The organism is Acidaminococcus intestini DSM 21505, assembly GCF_000425045.1.
GTDB lineage: Bacteria > Bacillota > Negativicutes > Acidaminococcales > Acidaminococcaceae > Acidaminococcus > Acidaminococcus intestini.
Window position 1 is genome coordinate 98,241 of the sequence record NZ_AULA01000002.1, and the last position, 24,002, is coordinate 122,242.

Here is a 24,002-nt window from a genome sequence, read left to right on the forward strand (position 1 = left end):
TACGAAACACCTCCTAAACTCAACCTATTTCTCTAACAATGCCTCGAGAGCCTGTAATCGAGGATCGATGGTTCTTGTGTCACAATTGCATGGTGCCACGTTCCTATCAGCTCCACAGACCGGACAGATTCCCTTGCAGTCCGGTTTGCACAGCATACGTGCAGGAACAGTCAGCAGAAGGGACTCCCTCAAAGCATCCGTAACATCAACCACATCAAACTTATAAGTGAAAGCATCATCGGGAAGGTTCTCCGTTCCTTCCGGATAGTACCGTTCTTCCAAAGTGGAAACCAGGGGCTGCACCAAAGGTTTGAGACAGCGTCCACATTCTCCTTTGACAGAAAAGTGAAGGCTTCCATCAAGAAGGATCAACTCTCCCCCATTATGGAGCGTGAAGTCCGCCACCACCTGACCCTCAAGGGAAACATCGTCTTCCGTGAGGTCAAGGGCTTCCGGATCCAGTTCATAATGATAGGATGCCGAACCTATAAGCTGCTTTTTGATTTCTGCTACATTGATCTTTATCATAATAGTATCAACCGCTTTATTATAACGGTGTCCCCTTTCTTTGTCAATACAAAGGAGGGAATTCCTTATTTACCGCAAAGGCGGTTCGTATCGCGGGCGATGACGAGTTCTTCGTTCGTCGGAATCAGGAAGACTTTGACTTTGCTGTCAGCCTTGCTGATTTCCGTAACCTTGCCGCGAACATTGTTGCGTTCAGCGTCGAGTTCAACACCGAGGAATTCAAGCCCTTTGCAGACCTTGGCACGGGTTCCGATATCGTTTTCGCCGACGCCAGCCGTGAAGACAATGGCATCAACGCCACCCATGGCAGCTGCATAGGCACCAATGTAGCGTTTGACTTGATAGCAGAACATGTCAAGGGCAAGCTGTGCTTTTTCGTCCCCTTTATTGGCCGCATCTTCGAGGTCACGGAAGTCGCTGGAAATGCCGGAGATGCCAAGAACGCCGCATTCCTTGTTCATATATTTGTCCATTCCTGCATTGTCCAGACCCTTTTTCTGCATCAAGATCGGAACGATTGCCGGATCGATGGAGCCGCAGCGGGTGCCCATGAGGACCCCATCAAGAGGCGTGAAGCCCATGGACGTATCCACGGATTTGCCGCCATCAACAGCGGTGATGGAAGACCCATTGCCCAAATGGCAAGTAATGATCTTGGTATCTTCCGGTTTCTTGCCGAGAAGCTCAGCGGCACAGGCAGCTACATAGCGATGGCTCGTACCATGGAAGCCGTATTTACGGATTCCGTACTTTTTGTATTCTTCATATTTGACGCCGTACATGAAGGCCACAGGAGGCATGGTCTGATGGAAAGCCGTATCAAAGACAGCCACTTGCGGGGTGTTCGGCATCAGTTTCTGGCAAGCGCGGATACCAGCAACATTAGGCGGCTGATGAAGCGGAGCCATATCACTCAGGGCTTCAATCTGCTTCAGGTTTTCTTCCGTAACGAGAACGGATTCACTGAACACTTCGCCGCCATGGACAACACGGTGACCAACGGCATCGATTTCATCCATGGATTTGATGACACCATGGTTGGGGTCAACAAGGACAGCAAGGACTTTCTTGATCCCATCTACATGATCGGGGATCTCGCTTTCCATGCGAACCTTATCCTTGCCTGCCGGCGTGTGGGTCAGGACAGAACCATCGATACCGATACGTTCTACCAGGCCTTTGGCGATGACGGATTCATCTTCCATGTTGATCAGCTGATACTTAATGGAAGAACTGCCACAGTTAACAACAAAAATCTTCATTCCCTAGCCTCCTGATTGTTGCTGGTCAAAAAACCAGTTTCTTTTCTGATTGAATCAGCACTATAATAATATATCAAAGAATTGACGTCTTGTAAAACGATTTGAGGAAGGAATTTTATGGAACTACAAACGGTCGCCGCCATAACGGCTGAATACAACCCCTTTCACAAGGGGCACGCCCACCAAATCAACGTGATTCGTAAGACCTTGGGTAACGTTCCCATCATTGCCGTCATGAGCGGCTCCGTCACCCAGCGTGGGGAACTGGCCCTATGGGATAAATGGGAACGGGCCCGACTTGCCCTGCGGGGCGGGGTCGACCTCGTTCTGGAACTTCCCGCCGCAAGCGTCCTGCGCTCAGCTGATCATTTTGCCGCCGGAGCCCTTTCGGTCATGCGCCACACAGGCCTCGTCACCCATATTTCTTTTGGCATGGAAGATCCGGATCGAGCAAAACTAACCATGCTGGCTGCTGAACCCCCGGACCACGAAGCTTTTGAAAGGGTCCTGAAAGCAGGAACTTCCTATGCTGAGAGCATGGCCCTAGCCTACACAAAAAAAGACCCCGCTTACGCCTCTTTTTTTAAGGGCTCCAACAACCTTCTTGCCCTTAGCTATGCAAAAATGGCAAGGCAGGTCTTCCCCTCGGCCGCACTTCTTCCCATCCTGAGAGAGGGAACTCCCTATAATGAAGAAAGTCTTACGGAAAAAGCGGCAAGCGCGGCTGCCCTGCGTCATTTTCTTGAGGAAGAAGGACCCTCAGCTACCGTTTTTGCAGCCATGGGGATCCAGGCTAAAGAGGAAGAGGCCCATCTGGCCTCCCTCCCCTCTCCCCTTTTCCATAAGCAGCGCCTTGATCTATTGATGGCTTACGCCCTTGAAAGCACCGATGCCGAGCATCTTTCCCGCCATATTGAAGCCACTGAAGGCCTTGAAAGAGCCCTTATAAAAGCCCGCCGAAAAGGTTCCTTTGACGCCATCGCGGCAGCCTGCAGCGGCAGACGCTATTCCCGTTCCCGTATCCGGCGGCTCATGCTCCAGCTGCTTTGTACCGGTGAAACAAAGGCCTTCACAGGGCTTAGTGACGAGGCCCCTTATCTGCGTGTCCTTGCTTTTTCAAAGCGAGGCAAAGAGCTTCTCCATCTGATGAAAGAAACAGCAACGCGCCCTCTTTTTTCGCTCGTCAATAAAGATACCGCCCGGCACCTTAACGAAGAAGCAAGGCGGAAACTCGAGCTTGACCTTGCGGCCACTTCACTCTGGGAACTTGTGGCAACAGGGACCGCTACCGGCCGTGACTATAAAGAGGCTCCCATCAAGGACTGACCGTATCCTTGTTAAAAGTCCATCACCGTGATATAAAGGCTAACCTTTGTCACGGTGATTTTCTGCAGCCTGCTAATAAGGGGGTTACAATAGAACGCGGCCTTCCCGTCCCCGTTCAGGATGCGCCTGCTTCAGGGTTTCTGGGAAAGCGGCATAATGCCCATCGAGCTCCCTTACAAGTACCTTTTCATCGCGGGGATACTGCCTATTTATGGGAAGGACATTTGACATATGGAGGCCAAAAAATTCTATATCCTGAAGATTCAGTGCTTTCAAAAAGGCAAGCTTTTCTTCCATCTGTTCGCCAAGGATGTTTTCGGCAAACTGTCACGCCTGGATAAGGCGCCCCAAGGCACTGCCCCGATCAACATGAAGGGGTGAGCCAAAAATCAGCCGCGACTGGACCAAGTTCGCTAAAAGAGCGTTAGCTCTGGCACTTTCCAGTCCCTTTCCCCTGTCGCCTGCCCCCAGCATCAAATTGATGCTATAGCAGCAGCCGAGACGTTTTAAGCGCAAAAGCTGCTCTTTTGCCTCATGTAGGGGAAAGCCTTCATCAAAAAAAGCAAGGGCAGCCTCACTGCCAGAGTCAACCCCAATGTTGAAATCATTCAGCTTCAGGGCACGGAGCGCCAGAAGCTCTTCATCGGTCTTGTCCTTGATGTTCCTGATAGAAGCATACATGGAAATGGTATCGATACGAGGGAAAATAGAAGCAATCAGTTTTCCTATGCCCTTAAGGTCCCTGGTAGGCAAGGCAAAAGCATCTCCGGTTACAAGAATAATCTGTTTGACCCCGTTCCCATAATAGGATCGTACCTCCAAGAGATCTTCCTGGATCTGGGACAAAAAGACGGCGGAAAAAGGCTGTCCCCGCTACGTGGAGCAGAACGATTGGCATGATGACTGCAGCCAATCGTTGCTTCATTGAGGAGCACTCCAGCTTCATAAGATGGTCGATAAACGGGCTCTGTATCGTGCTTGATGGCTCCTTTCCAGCGGAATAAGGCCTGGACAGCCTCATTCATCACGAGCATATCTTATTAATGTGCACGTTCAAGCAATTTATAATAATCGATGCCTGCTTTTCGTCAACAAACAAAAAGGAACCACCGCTAACGCAGTGGTTCCTTTTTTGTTTGTTTATTTCCGATCGCCCGATTCAATCTGGTTGTCTGACTCATAGGACGAGCGCAGGGCCTGACCATTATCACGGACTGCCGTCAAGGTCTTGTTGAGGTTTTCTTCCAGATAGTTGAAAACATCCATGGCATACTGCATGGATTCGCTGTGGAGCTTATCCGCATAGGCATCTGCGGCAGCACGCATATCGCGGTCATACTGCTGGGTCGTTGCAATGATGCTGTTGGCCTTATCTTCCGCCGCTTTCACAACTTCTTCCTGACGGACAAGCCGGTCGGCTTCGGCTTTGGCAAGGTCGACTATCCGGTCGGCTTCGGCCCGGGCCTGCTCGATGATCTGGTCAGCTTCCGCGTGGGCCTTTTCCTTGATATCCTTTTGCTCTTCCAACAGGTCATGGGCCCGTTTGATTTCAAGAGGTACAGCCCCGCGCAGTTTTTCAAGGATCATATCCACATCGCTTGCCTTGACAAGCTTGTAGTTCAAAACAGGAATCGATCCCGCAGAAGACAGCACATCATCCAATTCGTCTAAGATATTATCCAGTTCCATAGTTATCCGTTCCTTCCTTTTCTTTTTTCACTGCGCCGATCGTGCGCGCTTCATGATATCATCCTTGATCGAAGGGGGAACAAACCCCGTGATATCGCCGCCGAAATACAGCATCTCCCGGACACCGGAAGAACTGAGGCAGGAATATCTTTCGTCCGTCATGATGAAGACCGTCTCAATACTGTGATCGATTTTCTTCATCAAAAGCGCCCGCTGGAATTCATATTCAAAATCGGAAAACGCCCGAAGGCCCCGGACAATGAACGCGGCTTCTTCTTTCCTGCAGAACTCATTGAGGAGTCCCGAAAAACTTGTCACCCTGACATTGGGAAGGTGAGCCGTCGCTTTTTCAATGAGGGCAACCCGTTCCTCCATGGGAAAAAGGGCCTTGTCCTTCGTGGGATTGACGAATACACTGATAATGACTTCGTCAAACATATGGCTTGCTCGTTCAAAAATATCCAAGTGTCCCAAGGTCACAGGATCAAAACTTCCTGGACAGACTGCTCTGCGCATGAAAAGTCCTCCATAACAGTCGAATTCTAACCATCATTATATCAAATCCCTATAGAGATTTCCACTCAATTAGTGAGATTTTCGTATCGCCATATTTTTCGATCCTGATTTCCGTCCCTGCCTTCACATACTCCCGGGGATCTTCAAGGAGGGAATGTTCAAGAACCAAAAGACCGCCGTCGCGAAGGATGCCGTGTTGGCAGAGCGCCTTGTACAGGGCCTCATTGAGTCCTTTATCATAAGGGGGGTCGGAAAAAACAAGATCATAGATTTCCCCATTACCCTTGGCGTCGGCAATGCCCTTGATGGCATCGGTATGACGGATAATGGCGTCAGCCCCTGCCTTTGCCTTTTCTACATTAAAACGAATGAGCCGCAGGCTTTCGCGGTTCTTATCAAAGAGGACGACTTTCCTTGCCCCCCTGCTCCACGCTTCCAGAGCTAAGTTTCCCGTGCCGCCAAAGGCATCCAGAACCACAGCGCCGGCAATACGGTCCTTGATGATATTGAAGAGTGCTTCCTTGACACGGTCACTCGTGGGCCGTACGGCATAATCCTTGGGTGGAAGCAGTTTCATACCTCGGGCCCGTCCCGTAATGATTCGCATACACAAATTGCCTCCCATCGTATATAATAAATAGCAAACTCATTTGATTGTCAAAAGAAAGGAGCTCAGCCATGAAGAAAGGACCCCTTTACCTATGTGGGGCCGCCGCAGCGGCAGTATGTGTATTGTACCACACCTTGGCCCCAAAAGGCGTGCCCTTTTCTCCGGCCCCGGTGCCAATTTCTGAATCTTGGACCTTTGTTCCCCTTGATGACCGGCCCCCGTGCCGCCGCTTCACGGAAGAACTGGGGGCCCTTGCCGGCATCCACTTTGCAGCACCGCCCCATGAACTGATGGACTGGTATGAAGTGCCGGCCCATATTCCCCAGGTCTGGGACTATGTTGAAAAGGATCTTCCTGGGCGCAGGGGTGCCCTCCTATCTACTGACCTGCTTTTATTTGGCGGGCTCCTGCATTCCCGCCTTGTCCCTGCCGATGCCGCTTCAACAGCACAATTTTTCGATCGCCTGGAAGCGCTCATGGAGAAGAATCCTCAAAAGGAATATTCCCTTTTCACGGTCATTCCCCGCCTGCTCATCAGTGATCAAGTCCTTCCCGACCGATGGTACCAATGGCATCTTATGACCTGGGCCGTCAATATGGATAAAAAGATCCGCGGCCTGCCCTATGATGAACCCCTTTATGAAAGCGTCAAGAAAGAAATCCCTATGGATCTCAAATGGAAATATATGACACTCTATCGGGATAATGACACATTTAACCAGATGCTCATCGACTTTTCCACCAAGCATCCTGTCACGGATCTTGTGATTGGGCAGGATGATGCCCATCCCTTTGGGCTGCCCAATTACAATCGGCTCAATGTCAAAAGTTATGTAAAAAATTACGATGTCCACCCGCCCATCATGACAAGCCAGGGCGCAGATGAGCTTGGGGCCCTTGCTGCAAGCCGCATCTATCTTCAGGAAAGCGGACACCGGCCGCGTGTCAAGGTCCTTTATGGATCGGACGCCATGAAAGATTACACCTTGCCCTTTGTTCCATTGACCTTGCAGGAAATCGCCGAAGAAAAGATTGCCCTTTCTGGCGCCGTTGAAACAGCCAGTGACGAAGAAGCCGACTATTATCTCTTCATTCACTGCGGCACGGACCGCACGGAAAATTACCGTCCCGTGGCCCACCGGGTAAAGACACTCATGAAGGAAAAACCCCTGGCCCTCGTTGATCTATCCATGCATTTTGCGGGCGGTGAGTGCCTGCTTCCTACCCTTGTCAAGGAGGAGGTCCCCATTGGCCGCCTTCTTGCCTATTCAGGATGGAATACGGCATCAAACGCCATTGGTACAGCCGTTGCCCAGGGAAATATTGTTTCCATGCGGGCCCATGACCTGCCACAAAACGAGCTCCCCCGTCTTTATGCCCAGAATCTCACCTTCAATGCGGCCCGCTTCCTGGATGACTGGGCCTACCAAAAAGTTATTCGGCCCCACATGGCGGTCCTTGCGGGTCTAAATGGGTCACCCGAGGTCCCTGTTTCGGAGAAAAGTCTCGCAGGCGCCCAAGATTATCTGGGAAGGGAACTCTTCTTTTATAAGACCCTCCTTGTCTGGGCCCTGCGTCAGGAACCTTTTTACCAGGATCAGCATGACGCCTATTACCTTCAGGACCTTTCCTTTGAAAGTGCGTTTCCTTGGCAGCGGGCTTTTGAAATCGATTTGACAGTCCATCCAAAATTTGGGAAAAAAGAATTGACAAAAGAATAAATTTCGATTATACTCAAGAAGTTGATTGTTCGGGACGTAGCGCAGTTTGGTAGCGCGCCTGGTTCGGGACTAGGAGGCCGCAGGTTCGAATCCTGTCGTCCCGACCATCTTTTTATTTGGATGGTCGAAAGGAGCGGTAGGCTCCTTTTTTATTACCTAAAAGCTGAGGAAATGACATTCATTTCCTCAGCTTTTTTTCGTGATGGAACAGATCTTTTCTTATGCCAAGAGATCAAGGAGATCCTTCATGGTCTTTTTTCCAAACTGCACATCCCTTCCCCCATCAACGATAAGGCAGGGAACGCCCATGATATGATAACGCGCCTTCCAGTGACCATGATGGACAAGATCACGGACACGGACCGTAATTTTGGGATTAAGGGCTGCAATATGCTGGGCGACCGTCACCACATCAGGGCAGATCCTGCATGTAAGGGATACAATCAAATCAATTTCATGAGCTGGCAGGGCAAGGATAGCTGCTCTATCATGCTCTGATAAAGGCTGCCCAGGCCCTGCCGCATTATAAAGGCCCAAGAGGAAGGGAGTAAATTCATGACCGCCGGGAACGCCGTAATAAAGAAGGCCTGTAGGTTCCCCTTCTGCCCGAAGAACGGCCACAAAGGGTGCCGCTTCCGTACTGTTTGCCCCTTTTTGATAGGAAATCTTGTCTGTCAGGCTGCAGAGGTTTTTGATATATCTTTCCAGTTCCTTTGAAGCAGATGATTCGTTTTCATGGACTTCAAGGATCAAGGATGATGCCATGCGGTCAAAAAGACCCTTCATCTGCCTTTTCATATCTGCTGAAAAAAGAGGATTTTCCTCAGCATCTGTTTCTTTTATGTGCAAAGCGGGTACAGCTATTTCCGGACTTTTGGCAGGGTGAGGTGATTGCGGACGGAGACCCGTCTTTTTCTGCATCTTTGCTGCATAGCGTTCCAGTTCCGTTGCCGCAAGGGCACCATCCCCCACAGCGGTGACAACCTGACGCAGGGGCTTGATGCAGACGTCACCTGCCGCATAGATTCCGTCCCGGCTTGTTTTTTGGGCTCGGTCCGTTACGATATATCCCTCCCGGTCAAGGTCGACGAGTCCTTTGACAAGGGCGGTTTCCGGTTCATATCCGACGAAGACGAAAACACCGAGGGGACCGCCGTCTTGGGCGGAAAGGGTCCTCTTTTTTCCAGTCACGTTATTTTTGACAACAAGCTGTTCCACCATGCCGTTTCCTTCGACACGGACCACTTCATGGTGCGGCAGAATCGTGATTTTATTGTGGTGAAGGGCCGGCTCGGCCACGCTTGCGGCGCATTTGAACCCATCACCGCGGATGAGGACTGTCACGTGGCGGGCGTACTTCGTAAGAAACACACTTTCTTCAGCCGCAGCAAAACCACCGCCCACAACATAGACATCACGGTCCGTAAAAAATTCCCCATCGCATGTCGCACAATAGGCAACACCACGGCCTTGAAACGCGGCCTCGCCGTCAAATCCGATACGGCGCGGATGGGCACCCGTGGCAAGAAGAATTCCAAAACCCTTGAAATCACCCCTATCCGTATGAACAGTCTTTACCACACCGGTTCCTTCAAGACCGGTCACTTCGGCAAGGATAACCTCCGCGCCAAAGGATTCGGCCTGTCTGCGAATGGTTTCTGCCAAGGCCATTCCCGAAATGGAGGGAACGCCAGGATAATTGACGACCCGCTGCGTAATGGTAATCTGCCCGCCAAATTTTTCCTTTTCAAGGACCAGGACGCGATAGCGGGCCCGTGCCAAATAAAGGGCTGCCGTGAGACCAGCAGGGCCGCCGCCAATAATAAGAACATCATATAATGAGGCAACTTGCATCATAGAAAGCTCCTTTTTACTTGGAAAGAAGGCCTTCGCCATCCATCAGCAAAGGGGAGAATTGCTCACAGAAGGCAAAGGCCTATAAAAAGGGACACAAAGGAATCAGAGCTGACCCACAAGGTCAAGACTCGGCTTCAGCGTTTTTTCGCCAGGCTGCCATTTAGCCGGGCAAACTTCATCACCGTGTTCATAGACAAACTGGCAGGCTTGAAGCTTACGGAAAAGTTCATCGGCATTGCGCCCGACATTACCTGCTGTCACTTCATAAGAGACAATGCGTCCTTCAGGATTGACGATGAAAGCACCGCGTTCAGCAACACCGGCTTCCTCAATAAGGACATCAAAATCCTTGGCGAGAACATGGGTCGGGTCAGCAAGCATAGGATACTTGATCTTGGCAATCTTTTCCGATGCGTCATGCCAGGCTTTATGGACAAACGCGGTATCGCAGGAAACGGAATAGATTTCGCATTCCGCCTTTTGAAAGGCTTCATATTTGGAAGCAAGATCTTCCAGTTCCGTAGGGCAAACAAAGGTAAAGTCTGCCGGGTAGAAGAAAAAGAGGGACCATTTACCAAGAACGTCTTTCTTGCTCACGTCTGTGAGTTCATTATGGTGAAAGGCCTTGACGGAAAAATCACTGATTTCTTTGTTGATGAGACTCATAATGTAGAATCCTCCTTTGGTACTTGATTTCCCGCTTCATTTGCTGGGAAAGATGGATGGAAGCGAAAGTTAGTTTTGACTAACTACGTACAGTATAACAGGATACTTTTTCTCTGTCAATAATAGATATTGATGGAAGCCTTTTCTTGGTTCTATAATTTAATTTGGGGCGCTAACGTGACCGTCTGGGTGCGTGTCCTTTCAGCGCCTACTTTTTTTCAATAAAAAAAAGTCATATGCACTCAAATCCCTTACAATTAAAGTGATCAAACAATAAAGAAAGTGAGTTGAATACATATGCCTTCCCTAGATTATATCGAAAAATTAACAGGAATTAAAGAGGAATGGATTCAAAATTTAAAGGAAACGGAATCAGCCTTGGTTTTAGCGGTTCAGCTGCCGCCTCAAGAACACATCCGCCCTCATTGCAAGGCCACTACAAGACGCATAAAGGGCTACTATACGCGCCTCATCAAACATTCCCCACTTCTCCATAAAAAGTTGCATCTCCTGTATCGCCAGAGACGCTATAGATGCAGCTGTGGTCACACAGTTAACGAGAAGAGCCCCTTTGCCTCTCCGTATTTCCAAACCTCTTCCTCGCTTCAACAAGTCATGCTCCAGGAGCTGCGTCAACACCTTTCTTTCCAAGAAGCGGCCAGACGATGCCATGTCAGCACCAGCCAGGTCATTCGCGTCTTTAATGAAGTCCATATTCCTCGTCCCAGTCACCTTCCCCGCGTGCTTTCCATCGATGAATTTAAAGGAAATGCTGCCGGTCAGAAGTACCAAGTCATCATCACTGACTCTGAAGCCAAGCGGATAATGGTCATTCTTCCGGCACGAACCACCAACGGCTTTACTGAAGGCTGCAACAATAAAATCAAGGTGGTAAAACGGATCTCATTTGGTCTGCGCAATTTTGAGCGCTTTCGTCATAGGATCTTGTACATTAACACACGCAACGAAAAAGGACACGCACTATCTTTCGTGCATGTCCTCTTCAGGAGAGCATAGACACTTTAGCACCCCAAAATTTGACAAAGAACCGAAAAAATGGACGCCCTATTATCCGGCGTCCATGAAGCGATGGTTTGACAATTGGGATGTCATCTCACCAATTTTTAAATTTTCAACAGAGGTTCGTACGGTCTTTTATACCACGAATGCGATAGAGAGTTTGAATTCATCCTACCGCCGCTTGAATTGCCAGAGAAACGTTTTCCCGAGTGCGCAGGCATTGCTAAAAACGTTATATCTTGCAACGTTTGAAGCCACTAAGAAATGGACTATGGCTATTAGAAACTGGGGCAAGGTCAGAGGCGAGCTGTCTATTATGTATCCAAATCGATTAATTCCGTAAGATTAGCGTATACAATTAGCATACGCTACTATATATCATAGAAGACCTTATTTACAGACTTTTCTTCATACCCTCCAATAAAATGACCATAATTTTTGACGCATGCCTTAACACCCATGCAGATACCAACCAAAATTCCATTAATTTATATTTATCTGTTCATAAAACAATCAACTTTGTAAGCAACAGTATTCCAGAAATCAATAGTTGCTTTAGCATTTGGAACCGCTGCATCGAAACCATGGTAAACGCCCGGGATTACGTGCATTTCCGTATCAATCCCCTGAGAAATTAATTTATTGCCATAGCTGATGTCTTCATTTACAAAAAGATCTAAATCGCCAACATAAATCATGGCTGGCGGTAAGTCTTTTAAGTTTTTAGCAAAGGCAGGAGAATAATATTGACGCATTTTTTTAGGAATCTTTTTGTAACCGGCCAACTTTTTCCATGCAAACGCGTTAGTTTCGCGATCCCAGCAAACTTGGCCTGTGTACGGAGCATTATAAATGTCATCCTTACTGCCAGTACGGCTATCCAACATAGGATAAATCAAAATTTGTCCGTTGAGCTTTAGATTATCGTGATCGCGGTTGTAGAGAGCTAAAGCAGCCGTTAATCCACCACCGGCACTATCGCCCATGATTATAATTTTATCAGTGTTCAAGCCGTAGTTAGCACCGCTAGTCTTAACAAATTTTAAGCCTTTGTACGCATCCTCAAGTGCTGCAGGGAACGAAGCTTCCATTGAAGTTCTGTATTTTGGTGTTACTACTGCAACATTCATTCGGTCAGCCATCATTTGGTATTTAGGCATATTGTTATAAGCGCCACGCAGCAAATATCCACCACCGTGAGAATAGTAAATAACAGGCAGGGCGGTACCGCTTTCTGTATTTTTAGGACGATAAATACGTAATTCAACATTGTCCGCATGTATTACTTCAGGAGTTATATTGGGGAAGGACTGAACAGGAGCTTTCATAAAAGCTTCTACATCTGCTTCATTTTCCATATGAAAGAGGAAGGTTGCAGCTTTTTCACGATATTCAGGTAAAATTTTATGCATGGAAGTGAGCTCAGCTGCAAAGCCTTGGGCTGTAATGATAAATCCGACAAAAAGAGGCAGTAATATTTTTGTCAATCTCATTTTTTACTCCTTTTAAATAGAAATAATTTTCACTTTATTTGTATTATACATAAATAACCATATATTATCAAGGTTCTTCACGGAAATTTGTGGAGTCATAGACAGATGGATATTGAAAAAGGACATCAAATTCTCCAAAATATAAGGTGACCAAACCAAAATAAAGGAGAATTGAGATATCCTCTATTTAGTACATTATTCAAGCAGACCTTTTTTGTCAAGACCCCAATTACCTTGTTTTCTTCCCTGAAGATCCTTTGGATGATTCCACGGCATGGGTGGTCACCGGCCAGAAACATCATACCGATTTCCTCTGCCCTTGCTGCGGAGAGCCGATGCATGTCTATGGCACGTACCGAACCCGCCTAAGGACGGTGCCTATGCAGCCAAATGCCAGGCGCACTGTCCTTTTCGAGGGGTACCGCTTCCTGTGCCCTTGCTGTCAGGAAACGATTACGGAACTCAATCCGTACAGATGTCCTGGAACGAGAATCACCAAACGGGCCGCTGTGTAGATTAAATCACTGCTTTCCCAGGGCCTTACGATTGCCGGCGTGCAGAAGATAGCGGGCATCCATTGGGACACCATTCGCCAAGCTGAAGGAAAAGCGAATCGACGGTCTGGCAACCCCCGCCAAATGCCCTATTAACACAGGCCGATTGGAAGGATGCAACAACAAAATCACGGTTGCCAAACGAAATGCGTATGGGTACAAGAACGACAGATACTTTTTTACCTTGATTCGGTACCTGTCTTTACCTACGTATGATTTGGCATCCCCCAAAAATGCGTGAGGAACCAAGTTATAGCATAATTTTATGAATTTTTCTCCTCTCTGGTCATTGGTTGGAAGATTTTTATTTTCTGCCGGAATGACCATCACTACATCCCCTTAGGAAGTTAAAAAGAATAAAAAAGAAGATGGGGAACAAACAAAAGCTCTCCCTGTCTAATCTTACGATGATTTTGAGGACTTTCCCAATGGCTGGTGAAAAACAAAAAACTCCGAATAGGCTCACCTATTCGGAGTTTTTTACTATTTGAGCAATTCCTTGACGAGGGCACTGACGCGCGAACCAGCTGCGCGGCCTTGGGTCTGGGCAAGTACCCGGCCCATGACCTTTCCCATGTCCTTCATGGACTTGGCGCCGGTTGTGGCAATGACATCTTGAATCACTTTTTTCAGTTCCTCATCACTGAGCGGTTCGGGGAGATACTTCTTAAGAATCTCGATTTCCTCTTCGTTCTTAGCGACAAGGTCAGGACGATTGGCATCCTTGATTTCCTTGATGGTGTCTTCGCGCTGCTTGACTTCTTTCATCAAGACGGCCATGACGGCATCATCCGTAAGTTCGGTCTTTTCATCAATCTCTTTGTTCCGGACAGCAGCCCAGACCATACGCAGGACGGAAAGGCGTTCCTTACCGCTTTCCCGTTCTTTCATGGCGGTCTTCATATCCGTCTGCAAGAGTTCTCGTAAAGACATCACTAAAGCCCCCAAACGAATTATCTGGATTTGCGTTTTCTGGCAGCTTCAGACTTCTTTTTGCGTTTTACGCTGGGCTTCTCATAGTGTTCGCGTTTTCTCACTTCGGAGAGGACGCCGGCCTTCTGAGTCGCACGCTTAAAACGACGAAGCGCACTGTCAATGGATTCAGTTTTGCCAACTCTGATCTCAGTCATCTATATCCCTCCCTCCACGATCTCTTTCGGGAAGTGTAATTTAACATTAACACTCGGTTATTATACCGTAAAAGAGGGGTACCTGTCAACGATTTTAGAGCTTCGGCCAACCTAGTTCTTTACCGCCCAGGATATGGAAGTGCAAATGAGGAACTGTTTGGCCGCCTTCGGCGCCTGTATTGACAATGAGACGGAAGCCTTTTTCAGCAATTCCAAGTTTTTTTGTTACTTCCGGCAGGATTTTCTTTACATGAGCCACCAGTTCCACCGGCGCCGTAACGATATTTTCCGTGTGTTTCTTGGGAATGATGAGGACATGGATTGGTGCTATGGGACTAAGGTCATTGATGGCAATGACTTCATCATCTTCATAGACGCGGGGGCTTGGAATCTCACCGGAAACAATTTTACAAAATACACAATCACTCATAAAAAACACCTCTTTCTCTTGACGGGCGACGCTTGAGTGCGTCCCCTTCATCACTGACTGTCAGCAGGGTTCGGCAAGGACGCCATCATCAAAAAGGCCGGTTACGGCAACGGTCGTAAGGGTTCCCGTAAGGTCTTCTTCGGACTTAAGGTAGACCCGGACATAATTGGGTGTGAGACCTTCCCAAAGCCCTTTCCTGCCTATTTGTTCCCACAAGACGGGGTACTGGCGCCCAATGAGGGTCTTTCGGAAGATTTCATTTCCTTTGCGGTCCACTGCCTCCAAACGATGGACCCTGTCTTCCTTTTCCTTATTGGAAAGCTGGTCCTTCCGTTCTGCTGCCGGCGTTCCCTTGCGTTTGGAATAAGGAAAGATATGGATCTTGGCAAAGCCGCAGGCCTCAGCAAAGGTCAGGGTTTGGGCAAAGTCAGCTTCCGTCTCCCCCGGGAATCCGACTATGATATCCGTTGTAATGGCTACATCCGGAACAGCTGCACGGATCCTATCAATGAGCTCCTTGAAGCGGGCTGTGTCATAAGGCCGGTTCATCGCCTTTAGTATCTTATCGCAGCCAGATTGAAGAGGCAAATGAAGATGGCAGCAAAAACGCGGATCTTCCTGCATGAGCCGAAGGAGCTCCGGCTGGACTTCCACCGATTCCAAGGAGCCTAAGCGCAGACGGCACAGGGCCGGTACAGAAAGGGCAGCGCTAACGGCATCGGAGAGACGCTCGCCATTTGCCGTCTCCTTACCATAACAGCCAAGATGGATACCAAGGAGAACGACTTCCTTATACCCTTCTTCTGTAAGGTGCTCCACTTCGCGGCGGATACTTGATAGCGGTCGGGAACGCAGATGACCTCTTGCATAGGGGATGATGCAGTACGAGCAGTACTGATCACAGCCTTCCTGAATCTTTAGGAAGGCCCGGTCACGGCTGTCATCGACAGAAGCCGCAAGATCTTCAAATTCACTGCCTACAGGCAGGTCAAGGACGTCATTGACGGGCGCCGCGTCCCGCTCACCGAGGCGCTCTTCCACAAGCTCAACGATGCGGGCCCGGTCACGGTTGCCGACAAGCAGGTCCACGCCCTCAAGGGCCGCAACCTCTTCCGGCGCCGTCTGGGGATAACACCCTGTAACGACTATGAGCGGTTTGGGATCACGTTTGATGGTACGGCGGATCATGCGCCGGGATTTCCCCTGCCCCATATTGGTGACGACGCAGGTATTGATGAGACAAATATCACTGGCTTCTCCAAAAGGAACGATTTCATAGCCAGCTTCACGGAAAAGTTTTTCCATGGAAGCCGTATCGGACTGGTTCACTTTGCAGCCCAGAGTATAAAAACTGATGCTGTGCTTCACACTTAACCTCCCAGGTTTCCGGTTTCGTATTGGATAGCCGCAAGGGCCGCAAGAGCCGCGGTTTCCGTGCGCAGGATGCGTGGTCCAAGGCTGACAGACTGCCAGTCATGGGCAGCAGCAAGATCAAATTCATCCCCTGAAAAACCGCCTTCAGGCCCAATGAGAAGAGCAATGGATTTTGCATCAGGAGTCTTCTGAAGAGTCCTGCGCAGGCTGCCTTCTTCCTCGACTTCGTAGGCCATGAGCTTTAGGTCCGCTTCACAGGAAGTCAGGGCGAGCGCTACCGGCAGAGGGGCCTTGATAACAGGGACGATATCCCGCTTGCTTTGCTTGGCCGCTGCCTCAGCAATCTTTTGCCAGCGCTCCAGCTTTTTGGCAGTTTTCCCCTCATCAAGGCGAACGACACAATGAGCCATACTGACAGGTTGGATCTCCGAAATACCCAGTTCAATGGCTTTTTGGATGATCCATTCCATCTTGTCCTGCTTGGGAAGCCCCTGATAGAGGGTGACCCTCACTGTCGGTTCGTGGTTTTCTTCAAGGATCCGTACTGTTTCAAGGGTGACGGCATCTTTGGAAAAGGCCGTAATTTTCATAACGGCGGCAATCTGGTCAAGGCTTACGATTTGAACCTCGTCCCCTACTTTCATGCGCAGGACATGGCCCATGTGATGGGCATCCTGGCCTGTCACTTCCAGGGTATCGGCAAAGGGTTTGCCTAAAAAGAAACGGTACACGTCAGGCATCCTTTCTCATGGTGATTGCGGTCCAACCAGCACGGTTTTTAACATCAAGGACAGTAAAACCATGTTGCCGAGCCGCTTTTTCCACATCGCAAAGGCGCTCCTTGATGACGCCCGAGGCGAGGAAGAGCCCGCCTTGACGGAGCTTTTTGAATGCATCGGGAAGGAGCGTGATGATGATGTCAGCAATAATGTTTGCCACAATGAGATCGGCCTTTTCATCGGCATCATCGAGGAGATTGCCCTTTTTGACCGTAATCCGGTTGGAAAGGTGATTTTTGGCAATATTTTCCTTGGCCACTTCCACAGCCTTGCCGTCAATATCAATGGCATGAATGGAACGGGCGCCCATAAGCGCGGCCGTCATGGCAAGGATCCCGCTTCCTGTACCGACGTCATACACATCGATATTGGGCGTGACCAGTTCCTCAAGGCGTTCGATACACATCCGCGTTGTAGCATGCGTTCCCGTACCAAAGGCCATACCGGGATCAAGTTCGATGACTTTTTCTTCCGCCGTCGGGGTATAGCTTTCCCAATCGGGTTTGATGACAATCTGACTGCCGATCTTCGTCGTATGGAAATACTGCTTCCATTCATTGGCCCAATCTTTTTCACTCACCTTACGGAAGCGGAGCTGACCAACCTGGAAGCTGCCAATTCTCTTTTCTATCTCTGACAAGCCTTCCTTAATGGTGGAAAGGCGTCCGGACAGTTCTTCATCTTCAGGATAATAGGCAGAAACGGTCACAATCTCCGTTTCTTCCGGCATGGGAAGGTCACACAGTTCCCACGTTGTATGTTCCTTGAGCTCCTTGAGGAGCAGGGGATCGTCTATTTCAACTCCGTTACGGGCGCCGGCTTCACAAAAAAGATTGGCTGTTGCTTCGACGGCTTCACGGGTTACACTGATGCTGACTTGCTGCCAAGTATCCATTTGCTTCATCCTTTCTTTGTTATCAGCTCATTATACCACAGGTAGGGCGCTCCGTCATACAGCCGAAAAAAAGACCAGGCCCTCAGTCCTGGTCTTTTTTGCGGTCTCGATTATACCACGCGTTCACTTTTTGGCTGTAATATTCAGCTTCCTTTTTACGGCGCCATGCGTCTCGTTCATCGCAGATGGCAAGCATTTCATCAGCAATGTCCTCAGCCGAAGCCGGCTGATTGTGCGCGACATAAAGGGCCAAACGGCGGATGCTTTTTTCAGAGCCCAAATTTGCAGCAAGCAGACGTCCAAATTCAGCAGGGTGACCCAGCAGGACAACTTCTTTTATAAGACGCTCCGTCCAGTATTCCACTTCATTTGTCATATGAGGCTCCTTAGCATTTGCTGGACCAAGTCCGTGGGTAAAAAAGCAGCAGCATGGGGAGCAGTTCCAAACGGCCAGCGAGCATATCAAAGATCAGGACCAACTTGGAAAAGTCTCCATATACGCCAAAGTTACGGCTCGGACCCACTTCTGCAAGTCCCGGTCCGATATTGTTGAGGGTGGCCGCAACAGCCGTAAAGTTGGTCGTAAAACTAAAGTTTTCGAGACTGATGGCAAGCACGGAAAGACCAAAGACAAAGAAATAACTCGTCAAATAGACATAAAGGGAACTGAGGACCTTGCGGTCCACGGTCTTCTTGTCCATCCGGACACACTGTACACCATGGGGATGAATGATTTGGCGCAGTTCCTGCTTGATACTCTTCATGACAAGGACAACGCGGCTGACTTTGACGCCGCCCCCTGTTGATCCGGCACAGGCTCCGATGATCATGAGCATGACAAGGATGGTTTTGGAAAAGCTTGGCCATAGGTCAAAGTCCACCGTTGAAAACCCTGTCGTCGTAATGATGCTACCGACTTGAAAATAGGCCACGCGCAGGGCTTCCTCAAAATTGCCATACCGCGGTTCAATCTGCCAGGTAATGGCAAGGCCGGCACAAAGGATGATGGCAAGATACGCCCCCACTTCTTCCAGATGGAAGGCTTCATAGAAATTCTTTGTCAGAAGCAAGTAATAGAAACTGAAATTGACGCCAAAGGCAATCATAAAAATGGTGATGATCCACTGCTGAAAGGGCGTATACTCAGCGCAGCTGCTGTTGAGGACCCCGAAGCCCCCCGTTCCCGCTGTGCCAAAAGTAATGCACAGGTTATGGAACCAGTTCATCCCAGAAAAAGCCAAGATGGCAATCATGAGAAGGGTCATACCAAGATAGATACGGTAAAGGACGATGGCCGTGTTCTTTACACGGGGCACGAACTTTGATACATCAGGACCGGGGCTTTCCGCTTTCATGAGATTGATCTGCGTACCACCGCTGCCTGAGGGGATCATCATGAGAATGAAGACCAAGACGCCCATCCCGCCAATCCAGTGGGAAAAGCTCCGCCAAAACAGGCTTGTATGAGAGAGCGCCTCCACATTGGCCAATATGGAAGAACCTGTCGTCGTAAACCCTGACACAATCTCAAAAAGGGCATCAAGAAAAACCGGAATCTCACCGGTAATGACAAAAGGAATTGCTCCATAAAGGGAAAGGACAACCCAAGAAAGCCCAACGGACACAAAGCCTTCGCGCTGATAGATGGCGGGATTGGCAATCTTTTTGCGGGAAAGGAGCCAGCCTGCCGCTATGGCCCCGACTCCCAGGGCAAGATAGACCAGGCCCTGCCACTCCCCATAAATGAGGGCAATGAGGCAGGGAAGCAGCATTAAGAGGCCTTCCGTACGAAGGACCCAGGAAAGGATCCTTCCAATCACAGCATAATTCATGGCCTCACCCCACTATTTTAAAATATTATAAATATCGTGGAACCCGATATGGGTTGTTACGACAATGACCGTATCCCCAATCCGGAATTCATCCTGACCGCCTGGGATAATCAGCCTGCCGCCGCGCAGGATTCCAGCAATGATGACACCGTCCTTGATTTTCATATCGACGAGCTTCTGCCCGGTCACCAAGGAATCCTTATCAATGAAAAATTCCATGGCTTCGACGCGCCCATTCATAAGGCGATAAAGGGTTTCCACATTGGACTCCATGCTGTTGCCGGCAGCCCGGACATACTGCACAATCTTTTGGGCCGTAATCTCCTTCAGATTGATGACGCTGTCCAGATGAAGGTTATCCAAAAGTTCCCCAAAATCGACATGATTCAGCTTTGTGACAACCTTTTTCTTCACACGGTTCATGACGTAAAGGGAAAGGATGGCGTTAACTTCATCGATGCCCGTGCAGGCCACAAAGCCGTCCATATTTTCCAGATGTTCCTCATCAAGCAGTTGGCGGTCCGTTCCATCCCCACAATCGACAGTTACATCGGGCAAGGCATCCACAAGCTCTTCGCAGCGTTTCATATCCTTTTCGATGATGGTCACGTGGATATTGCGGCTGGAAAGAAGCTTGGCCAAATAATAGCTTGTAGCTCCGCCGCCGACAATCATGACGTTTTCCGCTTTGTTTGTCTTGACACCGATTTTGCGGAAAAATTCCTCGACATCGCTGGGCATAGCCATGATGGTCAGGATATCGCCGCTCATGATGACTGTATCCCCGTTAGGAACAATGATTTCACTATTGCGTTCAATGATGCAGATAAGCAGATTATTTGTCGTCAGCTGCGCCAACTGCTTTAAGGAAATCCCAATGAGCATGGACCGCTGGGGAACGCGGAAGCGCAGCATATCGATTCGGTCCTTGGCAAAGCTGAAGATATCAATTGCCGTAGGAAAATTAAGGAGCCGCGTCATTTCCTTGGCAGCTTCCAGTTCCGGATTGATGGTCATGGAAAGATTCAGGCCCTTTTGCAGGAAATGGCTTTCCTCCGAATAATGCGGGCTCCGCACACGGGCAATGGTGTGACAGCCGCTATTATTGAGTTTGGCAATGACGCAGGTCAAAAGATTGACTTCATCGCTTTCCGTCACGGCAATAAGCATATCCGCATGCTTAAGATCGGCCTGCCGCAAGACGTTGAAACTTGAGCCGTTGCCTATGATACCCATGACGTCGTAGTTGGTCGAAATATGGTGGATGAGGTCCGCATTGGTATCAATGACGGTCACATTATTGTTTTCCTTGATAAGCTGCGTAACGATATTTCGTCCCACCTTACCGCAGCCGACAACGATAATTTGCATTTTGTTCTCCCCCACAGCAAATCTAAAAGCGTATCAATCTATTATATAACGGGCCTTTCCAAAAAGCCATATGATTGTACCATTTCATACACTTTCTTTTCCAGCAAGACGCCGAGCCACAAGTTCGAAAAAGAGGCAGCCTAAAAAGGAGGTCGCCCACTGCATGCTCCCATAGAACAGAAGAAACCGCCAGACGAGTTGAGGGCCGACCTGAAAGAGGGAGCTCACGGCAAAAAGCCCCGCTGTCATACAGGATGCCTTGAAAAGCGGGGCAATCAAGATACGAAGGCGCGCACGCTGCGCTTCTTTACAGAAAAAAGCGTAAGCCGCGTTTGAGAAAAAGACCACAGGAATCATGAAGGGAAGGGCCAGATGACCTTGCATAAAGGCCACTGCAGGCAGGGCCGCACTCATGGCCCAGATTACGGCAGGCGCCGTAAAGCGCCCCGCAAGGACCAGGGACAAATTGACAAGGCTCCCGATGATGAGCGTCATCACAAAAGGCGGCAAAGGCAGCAAAATACGCAGCTGCTGCACCATAAGAGCGAAAGCCAAAAAAGGCTCCCCCGCGCAAAAGCCTGCATTGTATGATGGTTCATAGGGATCCCTCCTTTCTTATTTTCATTGTAGCAAGGCAAGGTCCATCTGACCAGTTGATTTTTTCGATGGCCTTTTCCCTTTGGGTATATTATAATTGATAAGTTAAGGAAACACCGTTTAGAGGAGCTCTTTTATGAAAAAACGAAACATTATCTTTGACCATTTGCGCGCCCTTTCCATGCTGGGCGTCGTTGCCATCCACGTCGGTGACCTTGTCATGCAGTCCGGTACACCATGGAACTGGCTCTACCTTTTGTGTGAAGTGCTGAGCCGCTACAGCGTGCCCACCTTCTTTTTTATCTCCGGCTACGGACTTTTTTATTCCCATCCCTTGGAAAAGCCCTTGGAGTATAGGTCCTTTATCAAGAAAAGATTCAAGAGCATCGGGATTCCCTATGTAGTGACGAGCCTCTTTTATATGGGTGTCGCAAGTCTCATGGCCCGAAACCTTGCCATGTGGCATCCCAAATACGTGCTTTTCACCCTCTTTTTTGGACTGGGAAATTATCACATCTATTTTCTCGTCATCCTCATGTGGTTCTATCTGCTCTTTCCCCTATGGAGAAGCCTCATGAAAAAGATGGAAGCCATGGGCCTTTATCTGAGCCTATCCATCCTGTTTATCTTAGAGCTTTTCTTATACCGGGTCAGTGCCCACTTCTGGGCCTATCCCCAATGGGTTGTCGATACGCCCCTTCTGTATGACCTGCTCCAATACAGGCTGAACTATTTTCCCTTCTTCTATCTCTTTGTCTTTATGATGGGCGGCGTCATTGCCCGTCATTATGAGGCCTTCCTTACCTTCATCAGAAAATGGAAAAAAGTCTTGGGCGCGGCTTTTGTGCTATCTGCAAGCTGCAACACGCTGATCTTCTACCGCTGGATCCTCATCCATCACATGCCCCTTGAGGATACGACGAATGCACTGCAGCAGCTTTCCACACCGGGCCTGACCTATACAGTCATCTTCATCCTCTTTGCCAGTGCCGTTCTGGACCGCTATCCTGAAGGAAAACTGCCTTTATTGGAAAAAATATCGGATCGTTCCTTTTATATCTACCTCATCCATCCCTTCTTTCTCGACCAATTAAGCTACTGGATCGATCGAGCCATCGTTCCCTTTGACAGATTCCCCATGCCCGTCTTTTACGTGCTCCTTGTCACGGTCTCCTATGTTGCGGCCGGTCTTTTGCAACGCATCGTCCCGCCCCTTAAAAGAAACCTTCTGGCACGTTTACCCAATAAGGCATAAAAAATCTCCCAGCAACTTCCAATCATGGATTTGTTGGGAGTTCTTTTTTAGAGGAAAAGAGCCAAAAAGGGCACCGTCACGAGACTTGTCACGGTTGACGTAAAGACACAGGCAGAAGCAAATTCCGCATTGGCCCCATATTTTGCAGCAAGGATGGCCGTCGTAGACCCGATAGGCATTCCCGTAAGGATGGTTGCGACCGCCGTCAGAAGGGGATCGATGTGAAGGCCGTGAAGGCTAAGAAGGAGCACCAACGGCATGAAAAGCTGACGGATAGCGGATAGAAGCAAAGCCTTGCTCGATAGGAAGTTCTTTAATGGAATCTCTGCCAAAATCATCCCCACAATGATCATGGCAAGGGGCGTCGTGCATTCACCCAAGGCGTGGATTGCACTCACGGCAACCAGCGGCAGGTCGGGTTCAAAGAGCATCCGCAGGAGCCCCAGTTCTACGGCAATGATGCCCGGGTTGAATAGGACCCTCTTTATACGCTCCCAGCGCGGTGCCGTCGTAAAAAGGCTGATGCCCGCACTCCACATGAGGATCCTTGTAGGGATGATATAGAGGCTGGCATAAAAAAGACCGTCCAGCCCATACCCATTTTCAATAACCGGCAGACCGGCAAAACCGGAGTTACTGACCAGCGTCCCGTAGCGCATGATAGGAATCTCATCTTTTTTACAGAACCGAAAGGCTACGTTGCTGATTATGAGTGAAAGGACTTCCACAGAAGAGGCGACAAAAAGGCTCAGGAGCCCTTTTTGCAGCGTTTCAACTGTCAAGGTAATCTGGAAGGACTCAAAGATCATGCACGGCAGGGTAACAAGGATGACAAATTCCGTAAAAGCATCCCGCGCCTCCGCTTTGAGGATTTTCCCTTTACGCAGTCCATAGCCAATGGCCATATAGACAAAAAGCAGCATCTGGATGGAGAGCATCTGCCAAAAGCCTTCCACATTCTTCACCTTCCTCCATTTTAATTCTATTGTAGCAGATTGGATTCCAAGAAAACGGGAAAAGCGGCCATTGCCTTCTTTTTAAATTCACGAAAGGGCCTTAGTATTTTTAAGAATAACCAAAACAGCGCCACGGAAAAA

25 protein-coding genes, 1 tRNA gene and 3 pseudogenes are annotated in these 24,002 nt (G+C 49.1%); 8 read left to right on the forward strand and 21 right to left on the reverse strand.

Annotation, left to right across the window (positions count from 1 at the left end):
- Positions 1-24: 24 nt before the first annotated feature.
- Positions 25-528: a YceD family protein gene (locus H503_RS0101510; protein ID WP_009015767.1), complete on the reverse strand. Its 504-nt coding sequence runs from the start codon at positions 526-528 to the stop codon at positions 25-27.
- Positions 529-593: 65 nt separating this feature from the next.
- Positions 594-1,790: an acetate/propionate family kinase gene (locus H503_RS0101515; protein WP_026385392.1), complete on the reverse strand. Its 1,197-nt coding sequence runs from the start codon at positions 1,788-1,790 to the stop codon at positions 594-596.
- 117 nt (positions 1,791-1,907) lie between these two features.
- Here H503_RS0101515 and H503_RS0101520 point away from each other — a divergent pair, with 117 nt between their 5' ends.
- Positions 1,908-3,116: a tRNA(Met) cytidine acetate ligase gene (locus tag H503_RS0101520; RefSeq protein WP_026385393.1), complete on the forward strand. Its 1,209-nt coding sequence runs from the start codon at positions 1,908-1,910 to the stop codon at positions 3,114-3,116.
- A 327-nt stretch (positions 3,117-3,443) separates the two neighbouring features.
- Here the strand turns inward: H503_RS0101520 and H503_RS0101530 are convergent, their stop codons facing one another.
- The 4 genes from H503_RS0101530 to rsmD form a co-directional block, all read right to left on the reverse strand.
- On the reverse strand, positions 3,444-3,938 hold the full coding sequence (locus H503_RS0101530; protein WP_016459442.1) for a radical SAM protein: 495 nt from the start codon (positions 3,936-3,938) through the stop codon (positions 3,444-3,446).
- Between the two features lie 318 nt (positions 3,939-4,256).
- On the reverse strand, positions 4,257-4,805 hold the full coding sequence (locus H503_RS0101535) for a hypothetical protein (RefSeq protein ID WP_009015771.1): 549 nt from the start codon (positions 4,803-4,805) through the stop codon (positions 4,257-4,259).
- A 27-nt stretch (positions 4,806-4,832) separates the two neighbouring features.
- Positions 4,833-5,321, reverse strand: a complete 489-nt coding sequence (gene coaD / locus H503_RS0101540) for a pantetheine-phosphate adenylyltransferase (protein ID WP_009015772.1) — start codon at positions 5,319-5,321, stop codon at positions 4,833-4,835.
- 49 nt (positions 5,322-5,370) lie between these two features.
- Positions 5,371-5,928: a 16S rRNA (guanine(966)-N(2))-methyltransferase RsmD gene (rsmD, locus tag H503_RS0101545; RefSeq protein WP_014128730.1), complete on the reverse strand. Its 558-nt coding sequence runs from the start codon at positions 5,926-5,928 to the stop codon at positions 5,371-5,373.
- A 71-nt stretch (positions 5,929-5,999) separates the two neighbouring features.
- Between rsmD and H503_RS0101550 the strand changes: the two genes are divergently transcribed.
- Together H503_RS0101550 and H503_RS0101555 are read left to right on the forward strand one after the other, a co-directional pair.
- Positions 6,000-7,652, forward strand: a complete 1,653-nt coding sequence (locus tag H503_RS0101550) for a DUF4127 family protein (RefSeq protein WP_014128731.1) — start codon at positions 6,000-6,002, stop codon at positions 7,650-7,652.
- A 30-nt stretch (positions 7,653-7,682) separates the two neighbouring features.
- A tRNA-Pro gene (locus tag H503_RS0101555) sits at positions 7,683-7,759 on the forward strand.
- Positions 7,760-7,871: 112 nt separating this feature from the next.
- Here H503_RS0101555 and H503_RS0101560 read toward each other — a convergent pair.
- Positions 7,872-9,548, reverse strand: coding sequence for an FAD-dependent oxidoreductase (locus H503_RS0101560; protein ID WP_014128732.1), 1,677 nt, complete (start codon positions 9,546-9,548; stop codon positions 7,872-7,874).
- A gap of 63 nt (positions 9,549-9,611) precedes the next feature.
- Positions 9,612-10,175: an alkyl hydroperoxide reductase subunit C gene (ahpC, locus tag H503_RS0101565; RefSeq protein WP_009015776.1), complete on the reverse strand. Its 564-nt coding sequence runs from the start codon at positions 10,173-10,175 to the stop codon at positions 9,612-9,614.
- 297 nt (positions 10,176-10,472) lie between these two features.
- Between ahpC and H503_RS12650 the strand changes: the two are divergent.
- The 3 pseudogenes from H503_RS12650 to H503_RS12920 all read left to right on the forward strand — a co-directional run.
- A pseudogene (locus H503_RS12650) lies at positions 10,473-11,027 on the forward strand (helix-turn-helix domain-containing protein); the annotation flags it as partial.
- A pseudogene (locus tag H503_RS12880) lies at positions 11,025-11,192 on the forward strand (transposase); the annotation flags it as partial. The pseudogenes H503_RS12650 and H503_RS12880, both read left to right, overlap by 3 nt.
- Before the next feature lie 34 nt (positions 11,193-11,226).
- Positions 11,227-11,538 (forward strand): annotated as a pseudogene (locus H503_RS12920) (transposase); the annotation flags it as partial.
- 151 nt (positions 11,539-11,689) lie between these two features.
- Here the strand turns inward: H503_RS12920 and H503_RS0101575 are convergent.
- Positions 11,690-12,688, reverse strand: coding sequence for an alpha/beta hydrolase (locus H503_RS0101575; RefSeq protein ID WP_009015921.1), 999 nt, complete (start codon positions 12,686-12,688; stop codon positions 11,690-11,692).
- Between the two features lie 380 nt (positions 12,689-13,068).
- Here H503_RS0101575 and H503_RS12795 point away from each other — a divergent pair, with 380 nt between their 5' ends.
- Positions 13,069-13,203, forward strand: a complete 135-nt coding sequence (locus H503_RS12795; RefSeq protein WP_014128735.1) for a hypothetical protein — start codon at positions 13,069-13,071, stop codon at positions 13,201-13,203.
- 6 nt (positions 13,204-13,209) lie between these two features.
- On the opposite strand, the gene H503_RS13025 is transcribed toward H503_RS12795, so the two are convergent.
- The 11 genes from H503_RS13025 to H503_RS0101640 all read right to left on the reverse strand — a co-directional run bounded on the left by H503_RS13025 (position 13,210) and on the right by H503_RS0101640 (position 21,608).
- Positions 13,210-13,569 (reverse strand): hypothetical protein, encoded by a 360-nt coding sequence (locus H503_RS13025; RefSeq protein ID WP_026385395.1) that lies wholly within the window; start codon positions 13,567-13,569, stop codon positions 13,210-13,212.
- A gap of 156 nt (positions 13,570-13,725) precedes the next feature.
- Entirely contained in the window at positions 13,726-14,175 is a 450-nt protein-coding gene (locus tag H503_RS0101595; RefSeq protein WP_016459436.1) for a GatB/YqeY domain-containing protein, read from the reverse strand.
- A 20-nt stretch (positions 14,176-14,195) separates the two neighbouring features.
- Positions 14,196-14,372 (reverse strand): 30S ribosomal protein S21, encoded by a 177-nt coding sequence (gene rpsU / locus H503_RS0101600; RefSeq protein WP_009015923.1) that lies wholly within the window; start codon positions 14,370-14,372, stop codon positions 14,196-14,198.
- Positions 14,373-14,466: 94 nt separating this feature from the next.
- Positions 14,467-14,802, reverse strand: coding sequence for a histidine triad nucleotide-binding protein (locus H503_RS0101605; protein ID WP_009015924.1), 336 nt, complete (start codon positions 14,800-14,802; stop codon positions 14,467-14,469).
- 60 nt (positions 14,803-14,862) lie between these two features.
- Complete coding sequence (gene mtaB / locus H503_RS0101610; RefSeq protein WP_009015925.1) at positions 14,863-16,170, reverse strand: tRNA (N(6)-L-threonylcarbamoyladenosine(37)-C(2))-methylthiotransferase MtaB; 1,308 nt, start codon at positions 16,168-16,170, stop codon at positions 14,863-14,865.
- Between the two features lie 2 nt (positions 16,171-16,172).
- The gene (locus H503_RS0101615; protein ID WP_248604822.1) at positions 16,173-16,916 is read right to left on the reverse strand and encodes a 16S rRNA (uracil(1498)-N(3))-methyltransferase; all 744 of its coding nucleotides are present in this window, start codon (positions 16,914-16,916) and stop codon (positions 16,173-16,175) included.
- Positions 16,909-17,850 carry a 50S ribosomal protein L11 methyltransferase gene (gene prmA, locus H503_RS0101620; RefSeq protein ID WP_009015927.1) on the reverse strand — a complete coding sequence of 314 codons (942 nt, stop codon included), beginning with the start codon at positions 17,848-17,850 and terminating at the stop codon, positions 16,909-16,911. Before prmA ends, H503_RS0101615 begins: the two co-directional genes overlap by 8 nt.
- 82 nt (positions 17,851-17,932) lie before the next feature.
- Positions 17,933-18,226, reverse strand: a complete 294-nt coding sequence (locus H503_RS0101625; RefSeq protein WP_009015928.1) for a hypothetical protein — start codon at positions 18,224-18,226, stop codon at positions 17,933-17,935.
- Positions 18,227-18,236: 10 nt separating this feature from the next.
- Positions 18,237-19,682, reverse strand: a complete 1,446-nt coding sequence (locus H503_RS0101630) for a TrkH family potassium uptake protein (RefSeq protein WP_009015929.1) — start codon at positions 19,680-19,682, stop codon at positions 18,237-18,239.
- Between the two features lie 12 nt (positions 19,683-19,694).
- Positions 19,695-21,053, reverse strand: coding sequence for a Trk system potassium transporter TrkA (gene trkA, locus H503_RS0101635; protein WP_026385397.1), 1,359 nt, complete (start codon positions 21,051-21,053; stop codon positions 19,695-19,697).
- 84 nt (positions 21,054-21,137) lie between these two features.
- Positions 21,138-21,608 carry a hypothetical protein gene (locus tag H503_RS0101640; protein ID WP_009015931.1) on the reverse strand — a complete coding sequence of 157 codons (471 nt, stop codon included), beginning with the start codon at positions 21,606-21,608 and terminating at the stop codon, positions 21,138-21,140.
- Positions 21,609-21,786: 178 nt separating this feature from the next.
- On the opposite strand from H503_RS0101640, the gene H503_RS0101645 reads away from it, so the two are divergent.
- A complete protein-coding gene (locus tag H503_RS0101645) occupies positions 21,787-22,905 on the forward strand; it encodes an acyltransferase (RefSeq protein ID WP_009015932.1) in 1,119 nt (372 codons plus the stop codon).
- Positions 22,906-22,952: 47 nt separating this feature from the next.
- Here the strand turns inward: H503_RS0101645 and H503_RS0101650 are convergent, their stop codons facing one another.
- Positions 22,953-23,870, reverse strand: a complete 918-nt coding sequence (locus H503_RS0101650; RefSeq protein ID WP_009015933.1) for an AEC family transporter — start codon at positions 23,868-23,870, stop codon at positions 22,953-22,955.
- Between the last annotated feature and the right edge of the window lie 132 nt (positions 23,871-24,002).

Excerpts from the sequence above, each read along its gene's own strand:
- H503_RS0101520 (WP_026385393.1), top strand. The coding sequence starts at position 1,908 with ATGGAACTACAAACGGTCGCCGCCATAACGGCTGAATACAACCCCTTT.
- ahpC (WP_009015776.1), bottom strand. The coding sequence starts at position 10,175 with ATGAGTCTCATCAACAAAGAAATCAGTGATTTTTCCGTCAAGGCCTTT.
- H503_RS0101625 (WP_009015928.1), bottom strand. The coding sequence starts at position 18,226 with ATGACAAATGAAGTGGAATACTGGACGGAGCGTCTTATAAAAGAAGTT.
- H503_RS0101510 (WP_009015767.1), bottom strand. The coding sequence starts at position 528 with ATGATAAAGATCAATGTAGCAGAAATCAAAAAGCAGCTTATAGGTTCG.
- H503_RS0101575 (WP_009015921.1), bottom strand. The coding sequence starts at position 12,688 with ATGAGATTGACAAAAATATTACTGCCTCTTTTTGTCGGATTTATCATT.
- prmA (WP_009015927.1), bottom strand. The coding sequence starts at position 17,850 with ATGGATACTTGGCAGCAAGTCAGCATCAGTGTAACCCGTGAAGCCGTC.
- H503_RS0101560 (WP_014128732.1), bottom strand. The coding sequence starts at position 9,548 with ATGGCGAAGGCCTTCTTTCCAAGTAAAAAGGAGCTTTCTATGATGCAA.
- coaD (WP_009015772.1), bottom strand. The coding sequence starts at position 5,321 with ATGCGCAGAGCAGTCTGTCCAGGAAGTTTTGATCCTGTGACCTTGGGA.
- rpsU (WP_009015923.1), bottom strand. The coding sequence starts at position 14,372 with ATGACTGAGATCAGAGTTGGCAAAACTGAATCCATTGACAGTGCGCTT.
- H503_RS0101595 (WP_016459436.1), bottom strand. The coding sequence starts at position 14,175 with ATGTCTTTACGAGAACTCTTGCAGACGGATATGAAGACCGCCATGAAA.
- H503_RS0101645 (WP_009015932.1), top strand. The coding sequence starts at position 21,787 with ATGAAAAAACGAAACATTATCTTTGACCATTTGCGCGCCCTTTCCATG.
- H503_RS0101630 (WP_009015929.1), bottom strand. The coding sequence starts at position 19,682 with ATGAATTATGCTGTGATTGGAAGGATCCTTTCCTGGGTCCTTCGTACG.
- rsmD (WP_014128730.1), bottom strand. The coding sequence starts at position 5,928 with ATGCGAATCATTACGGGACGGGCCCGAGGTATGAAACTGCTTCCACCC.
- H503_RS0101605 (WP_009015924.1), bottom strand. The coding sequence starts at position 14,802 with ATGAGTGATTGTGTATTTTGTAAAATTGTTTCCGGTGAGATTCCAAGC.
- H503_RS12795 (WP_014128735.1), top strand. The coding sequence starts at position 13,069 with ATGCAGCCAAATGCCAGGCGCACTGTCCTTTTCGAGGGGTACCGCTTC.
- H503_RS0101550 (WP_014128731.1), top strand. The coding sequence starts at position 6,000 with ATGAAGAAAGGACCCCTTTACCTATGTGGGGCCGCCGCAGCGGCAGTA.
- H503_RS13025 (WP_026385395.1), bottom strand. The coding sequence starts at position 13,569 with ATGGTCATTCCGGCAGAAAATAAAAATCTTCCAACCAATGACCAGAGA.
- H503_RS0101515 (WP_026385392.1), bottom strand. The coding sequence starts at position 1,790 with ATGAAGATTTTTGTTGTTAACTGTGGCAGTTCTTCCATTAAGTATCAG.
- H503_RS0101535 (WP_009015771.1), bottom strand. The coding sequence starts at position 4,805 with ATGGAACTGGATAATATCTTAGACGAATTGGATGATGTGCTGTCTTCT.
- trkA (WP_026385397.1), bottom strand. The coding sequence starts at position 21,053 with ATGCAAATTATCGTTGTCGGCTGCGGTAAGGTGGGACGAAATATCGTT.
- H503_RS0101615 (WP_248604822.1), bottom strand. The coding sequence starts at position 16,916 with ATGCCTGACGTGTACCGTTTCTTTTTAGGCAAACCCTTTGCCGATACC.